At 49.9% G+C, this 6,282-nt stretch carries 5 protein-coding genes, 2 tRNA genes and 2 rRNA genes; 1 reads left to right on the forward strand and 8 read right to left on the reverse strand.

Annotated elements, in window-relative coordinates:
* Positions 1–14: 14 nt before the first annotated feature.
* Complete coding sequence (locus L2725_RS09035) at positions 15–494, reverse strand: aldose epimerase family protein (protein ID WP_249248635.1); 480 nt, start codon at positions 492–494, stop codon at positions 15–17.
* A gap of 15 nt (positions 495–509) precedes the next feature.
* Positions 510–2,657, reverse strand: a complete 2,148-nt coding sequence (locus tag L2725_RS09040; RefSeq protein WP_249248636.1) for an LruC domain-containing protein — start codon at positions 2,655–2,657, stop codon at positions 510–512.
* A 258-nt stretch (positions 2,658–2,915) separates the two neighbouring features.
* Between L2725_RS09040 and L2725_RS09045 the strand changes: the two genes are divergently transcribed.
* Entirely contained in the window at positions 2,916–3,830 is a 915-nt protein-coding gene (locus L2725_RS09045) for a LysO family transporter (protein WP_249248637.1), read from the forward strand.
* Positions 3,831–4,002: 172 nt separating this feature from the next.
* Here the strand turns inward: L2725_RS09045 and L2725_RS09050 are convergent.
* From L2725_RS09050 to L2725_RS09075, 6 genes are all read right to left on the reverse strand, one after another.
* Positions 4,003–4,079 (reverse strand) — tRNA-Trp (locus L2725_RS09050).
* A gap of 118 nt (positions 4,080–4,197) precedes the next feature.
* Positions 4,198–4,698, reverse strand: coding sequence for an O-acetyl-ADP-ribose deacetylase (locus L2725_RS09055; protein ID WP_249248639.1), 501 nt, complete (start codon positions 4,696–4,698; stop codon positions 4,198–4,200).
* Between the two features lie 54 nt (positions 4,699–4,752).
* On the reverse strand, positions 4,753–5,295 hold the full coding sequence (locus tag L2725_RS09060; protein ID WP_249248640.1) for a hypothetical protein: 543 nt from the start codon (positions 5,293–5,295) through the stop codon (positions 4,753–4,755).
* A gap of 220 nt (positions 5,296–5,515) precedes the next feature.
* A tRNA-Asp gene (locus L2725_RS09065) sits at positions 5,516–5,592 on the reverse strand.
* An 11-nt stretch (positions 5,593–5,603) separates the two neighbouring features.
* A 5S ribosomal RNA gene (gene rrf / locus L2725_RS09070) occupies positions 5,604–5,719 on the reverse strand.
* Between the two features lie 246 nt (positions 5,720–5,965).
* Positions 5,966–6,282 (reverse strand): 23S ribosomal RNA (locus L2725_RS09075); the annotation flags it as partial.

Raw genomic sequence — 6,282 nt, forward strand, 5'->3', positions numbered from 1 at the left:
CAGTGGCAAGCTGGTTACCAATACCAGACGGACTCTCCACGTTCGAATACCTGCACCAGGGGAGCGCTACCATCATAAAACCAGATTTCCGCCAGCACAGGACCTTCGTCAGTCACCATAGTGAAGTCCAGAGTTAATTCGCCCGCAGCCAGAGGTGACGACAAAATTCGGCTGTCGTACACCGGCAGGTAATCCCCATCAGACAGCTGGTGATACTGGCTGTAGATAGAGAGGTATGCCCTGTCAGTACTGTAACCACTGATATCAACCTGTACTGTCTGAGTTGCTGCCGGATGATAGTCAAATCCAGCCGGCGCAGCCAGGTCACCCGTTGAGGTCACAGTATTGCTGGTGTTGTCTGTAGACGTATCCGGCGTTGAGGCAGGAGCAGGTGCTGGCGCTGATGCCGGGCTTGCTTCCCCTTCGTCTCCACCTCCACCACCACAGGCGGTGAGCAATCCACATAGTGTCAGTATCATAATTGACTTGTTCATATTGACCTCCGCCTATCAGTAAGTCTCAGCCGAAACGGCGTTATCGGATTTATACCAAAGGGCATTGGTACCATCACCCTCAGTAGCGTAGCCCTCAAAGTCGGGATAGGCCTTGAGTAGATCGACTCTCTCTTTAGGCCACTCCCACTGTTCCGGCAACATCAGAGCCCATGGCAGGTTATTGCTGGTCTTGAAGTACTTGCCTGTGGCATCGTTGGAGTCATCCACACCCAAGCCCATAATGTTCACCTTGTCGAACTTCTCGGTAGGCGCCTGATCTGCCAGATGTACTTCCCAGCTGCGACCGGGATGCTCAGGCATGCCCTCACCGTGATACTTATCAGGCGTTGCAAAGATAAATGGGTCATAAGGCATATCAGGCAAACCAGAAACATCTGCGTCAGGATTAAAACTGATAGTCAGTTCAAACTCATAGGAGATATCCTCGCGGCAGTTCTCCAATGTCCTGAAGTACTGACAGCTAAAATCAGCAGCCTCATTCAAGTCGTTACTAATGACAAAACTGGCTTCCTGCATGTCAGTTTCCATGCCGCTGTCTGACTGCAACTGGCCATTCACTTTGAGATAGGTCAGCTGGGTATTAACGGCTGTGCGAGCCACGTTGGGTAATCTGATAGCAAAGCCATTGTGATAGCTGGCACCCAGTGCCGCCAATTGGCCGGTGACCTTAATTTTAGCCACCACATCATCTTTCAGTGTCTCAGTGACCCGCAGGAACATCACCACATCATTCATGTCGTAATCTGCGGTGTACGGATAGTTGTCCTCATAAGCCAGAGTCACAAAGCCAGTGCTGGACGGGAAATGTTCCTGTCGGGTGTTGGCCGCGGTGATGGTCAGGCCATGATCTTCTACCTCACCTGATGTCGAACCACCATCAGCGTCCAAACCTGTTTGCTGGCTAAAGCGGAAGCGGCTCCAAGTATCACCTGCGACTGCATTGAGGTCAGCCTCAAAGAAGAGCACATTTTGTCCAGCCTGCAGCAGTTGGTCTTCAAACACCTTGTCGCCGGGCTCATCAAACTCACCATCACCATCCCAGTCAATCCACCCAGACAGATAGCCAGTGGTAGAAGCATAAGCGGTGACCAGAGTATCCAGTCCAGGCTCTACCGCGGTAACAAAGCCGATACCGTCCTCATCGTCTATACCTGTCAGGTCATCGGAATCAGGCGATACTGCACCATCTGAATCGCCATCAACACCGTTAAGCCCAAGCCAGGTCAACTCATCCAGTTGGTGTCTTGGCCCATTGCTGGCCAGCGTCGTTTTGTAGCTGTCAGGGGCATCACCAAAATCGATATTGGAGTCTTCATCTATCACCGGCGCGTTGGCACAACGGGCGCCATCGTTTTGATTGGACATGGGACCATCAGCAAACTCTACCGCGGTAAAATCACTCTCAACAAAGTCGCCGCTTTCATCCAGACTCATGTTGACCCTGTAAATTTTACCGCCTTCACGAATCACAACCCCGCCGCTGCTGACGTCATTATTACGGGAAACATAGTAGTAACCATTCACGTCGAAATAGCCCGCACCAAAGGTCCCTTTCTGGCCGGTATCTGCAATATAAGTTTCCTGACCTGAAGTCGGGTCAAACTCGTAAAGAAACCCCGAGTTATTATCTATCCCATAAAGCTTGCCATTACCGGGGTGGAAAGCCATATCGGTGAGGCTAACAGTGGCTCTACTGGAGATTTTTACCACTGGCAAGACTGCACTGGCATCGCTATCGAGTGGCGACAGGTCGATTTTGAACAAGCCTTTATTGGTCCTGTACAGATAATAGGTATGGTCATACACATCCCCTACATAGAAGGTGTGGTCAGTAGGCAAATCTGAGGTATTTACATCCGCCACCTGAAAATTCTTGCCCATTCGGACAATCTTTTTGTTGGTGGTGTCATAACCGTAAATGTATCTATCGGTGAAGTTGAAGCCGACACCATTCACGTTGGCCGTAGTGCCAGTGTCATCTTCAAGTAAAGTGGTAGCACCCGTCACCAGATTAACGCCGTACACTTTCACTGGGGCAGATTGAAACAGATAGGCCTTGCTGGGGCAGGTATCGAAGGGAGTCGCATTGGCGTGAACAGACCAGACTGCCATCACGAATGCCGGGAGGGTAAGTTTGTTCATAGTCATCGTCCTGTTGCCTTAAGTACCCTGACAAACCAAGAAACATGCCACTTTTTAAGTTTCGTAAAGTCAAAGAGTTACACTTTTGCCCATTTAGACGATTTCTAAATAGCTTCGCACTTTGCAAATTGAGAGCGCTAATTATCCATTGTCTTGCAGAATGAGTTCACTTATCTGCAAATCTCCTTTGCGCTGAATTTACTTCTCAACGGCCAATGGCTAGAGTGGCCGCTTAACATCTCTATACGGAAAATTACCGTGCTCAGCGGATTGCTATTCGTCATCATCCCTCTGGTGCTGGGATATTTGGTTAAATTGAAAAATACCCGATACCTGGCCCGTATCGACGCCAGTTGTGGCCAACTGGTGTCAGTCATTCTGTTCCTGATGGGGCTCAGCCTGGCCAAGATGGATCAACTGGGACAGAATCTGGCGCAAATGCTGCAAATTGCCGGGATCCTGTTTATCTGTATAAGTGGTTGCAATCTATTGGCACTGCCATTGCTGGATAAGAACTGGAACACTCAGGTCACGACCCAGAAAGCCAAACTGCCTTTTAAAGCCATGCTAATCGGTTCAGGTAAGCTCATTCTGGCGGTAGCGCTGGGCTTGGGAGCTGGGTTAATTGTTCGCAGCATATGGCCCGGCTCCCTGTTCTGGGTCGATGACGCCAGTGAGTGGATCTTGCTGTTACTGCTTTTACTCATAGGTATCAGCCTGCGTAACAGCGCAATGTCGCTCAAGCAGATACTGCTGAATGCCAAAGGCATGAAGCTGGCACTGGTGGTGGTACTGAGTTCATTGCCCGGTGGACTGCTGGCGGCATGGTGGCTGGACCTTCCCTGGAACCAGGGACTGGCCATGGCTTCTGGCTTTGGCTGGTATTCACTGACGGGTATTCTGGTCACAGACTACCTCGGACCTGTACTGGGTGGGGGCGCCTTCCTTAACGAGCTGTTGCGGGAAATGGTCGCTATTATGCTAATCCCATTACTTATCGCCCGTTATCCTGCGACTTCCGTTGGCTTTGCTGGCGCAACTGCCATGGACTTTACCCTGCCGGTGATCCAACAAAGTGGTGGTAATAGCCTGGTGCCGACAGCGATTGTCAGTGGCTTTATATTAAGCCTACTGGTTCCGGTATTTGTTACCTTCTTCCTGACTTTGCAGTAACAGTATCAAAGGTCACTCAGGTGGCCTTTTTTATTGGCGCTTTTTAACAGAAGTCTGGAGCAAGAACACGGCAACGTGATGGGGATTACGGATAAGTTTCGGCAGCTATGGTACTTTGCCGAATTCAGAATAGCGAAAATCCGTTCATTGCTGAACGGCTTTTCTTGAAGACTGGCAGGGGTGGCAGGACTCGAACCCGCAACCGTCGGTTTTGGAGACCGCTGTTCTACCAATTGGAACTACACCCCTGTCGACGAGATGGATTATGCTAAAACCCCCTCAAAAGGTAAAGCACTTTTTCATAAGAAACTGCGCGACTGCGGCTTTTTCCGTCACAACGATTAAAAAGCCACTAAATTGGCTTATTTTACTGCAACAAAGCCCGATAAAGCCTCAAGTCCTCATCTTCAAAACAAACAAATATCAGCTGCTTGAGTGACGTGTTTGAACTAAGTTTTTTGCGTACAACCGACACTGCAATCTCAGCAGCCAGCTTTTTAGGAAAACCATAGACTCCTGTACTGATACAGGGGAACGCAATACTCTTGATATTCAGCCTTTGCGCCTCAGCCAAAGCCTGAATATAGCAAGACGCCAACAAGTCAGGCTCACCACTTTCTCCTCCACGCCAGACAGGTCCTACAGCATGAAAGAGATAACTTACCGGAAGCATAAACCCCGGGGTGACCCGTACCTCACCTGTGGGACAACCACCTATAGTGCGACATGCCTCCAGCAGCTCAGGACCTGCGGCCCTGTGAATTGCACCGTCAACGCCTCCGCCCCCCAATAATCTAGAGTTGGCAGCATTAACAATGGCATCCACCTTAAGCGTTGTAATATCGCCTTTAATAGCCTCGATATCCATATTCAAGTTCTCCTGCGGTCCGCTGCAACTACCTACTATAGCTTTATAACAGCCTTATTCACCCTGCTGATATTTAAGTCGGGTCTCCCGCACCAGCTGACATTGACTACCGCCAGGCTGACAGCGCCACTCTTTACTCTCCATCTTATTACCCTGACGTTGCCAACCCAGCTTTACCAGATTGTTACCATCATCAGACCGACGCTGGTAGCTGATCTGCCAGTGAGAAGGATCATTAAACTCCACTTTGGTTACCTGATAACTATGTAGTGAGCCATTGCCATTGCGAAAGTAGGATTCAACGAGACTCCCCGAATCCTGATTCTGGGTTAGCAAACTGACAGCATAAATACGCTCTCCGTCATCCGCATAAGTCAGATAACGAATTAAAGTATTCTGATCCGGCGTCATCTCAGTATTCAGCCTGAGATCCACTATCTGTGGGTTGGAGTTTGCATACTTAATCTGTCCCTGCCAATGCCCTACACTACCCAGCATCGCCTGCCAGGCATCTTCATTGGTAAAGCTGTAGGCCAGTACAGAGGTTGAGATGGCAAGAAGCAAAGGTGCCACCAAGATCGCGTTCAGCACTCTCATGGGTAGAGTCCTTGATGTAATGAGATAAGCAGTTATTCAGATTACCGGGTAAGTAGCAGGGATTCAGTGAATCTGCGTTAATCCGAAGTGGTGTGAATACGGAAAGCAAAACAGCAGTTGGTCGCTCTGCCAGGGGCGAGTATTGATCTTGCTGGTCGGGAGTCATCGGGAAACAAAACGCAAAAAGCCCCATCCGAAGATGAGGCTTTTCACTTAATGTTGGCGGAGCGGACGGGACTCGAACCCGCGACCCCCGGCGTGACAGGCCGGTATTCTAACCAACTGAACTACCGCTCCACTAAATTGGTGCTTGGCAATGACCTACTCTCACATGGGGAAGCCCCACACTACCATCGGCGCAGCTGCGTTTCACTTCTGAGTTCGGAATGGGATCAGGTGGGACCACAGCGCTATTGTCACCAAGCAAATTCGTTTTGACTTGTCTCTTGAACGTCTGACGGCATTGTTGCTGCACTCAAATGCTCACATAGCGCTGCTATGCTCCGCTTTTCGTTTGCCACGGCTTTGTCAGCCGCCCAACATCCTGCGTCAAGAAAGTCTTTAAATTTGGAAAGCTGCTTTGCTCTTTTTCAGAGCTGAGTCTCGACTTCAATCAAGTCAGTATTCTATTCAAGGTGTTAACCAGTGTTACGAAACCCTTTTGGGTTGTATGGTTAAGCCTCTCGAGTCATTAGTATCAGTTAGCTCAACGCCTCACAACGCTTACACACCTGACCTATCAACGTCCTAGTCTCGAACGGCTCTTCAGTAGGCTCTAGGCCTAAGGGATGACTCATCTTGAGGCTCGCTTCCCGCTTAGATGCTTTCAGCGGTTATCGATTCCGAACGTAGCTACCGGGCAATGCTATTGGCATAACAACCCGAACACCAGCGGTTCGTCCACTCCGGTCCTCTCGTACTAGGAGCAGCCCCTCTCAATCATCCAACGCCCACGGCAGATAGGGACCGAACTGTCTCACGACGTTC

The organism is Shewanella corallii (genome assembly GCF_023349125.1).
Taxonomy (GTDB): Bacteria; Pseudomonadota; Gammaproteobacteria; order Enterobacterales; family Shewanellaceae; genus Shewanella; species Shewanella corallii.

What these genes read in the sequence shown, in the direction of transcription:
- L2725_RS09035 (WP_249248635.1), bottom strand. Translation starts at nt 494, where the DNA reads ATGAACAAGTCAATTATGATACTGACACTATGTGGATTGCTCACCGCC.
- L2725_RS09040 (WP_249248636.1), bottom strand. Translation starts at nt 2,657, where the DNA reads ATGAACAAACTTACCCTCCCGGCATTCGTGATGGCAGTCTGGTCTGTT.
- L2725_RS09055 (WP_249248639.1), bottom strand. Translation starts at nt 4,698, where the DNA reads ATGGATATCGAGGCTATTAAAGGCGATATTACAACGCTTAAGGTGGAT.
- L2725_RS09060 (WP_249248640.1), bottom strand. Translation starts at nt 5,295, where the DNA reads ATGAGAGTGCTGAACGCGATCTTGGTGGCACCTTTGCTTCTTGCCATC.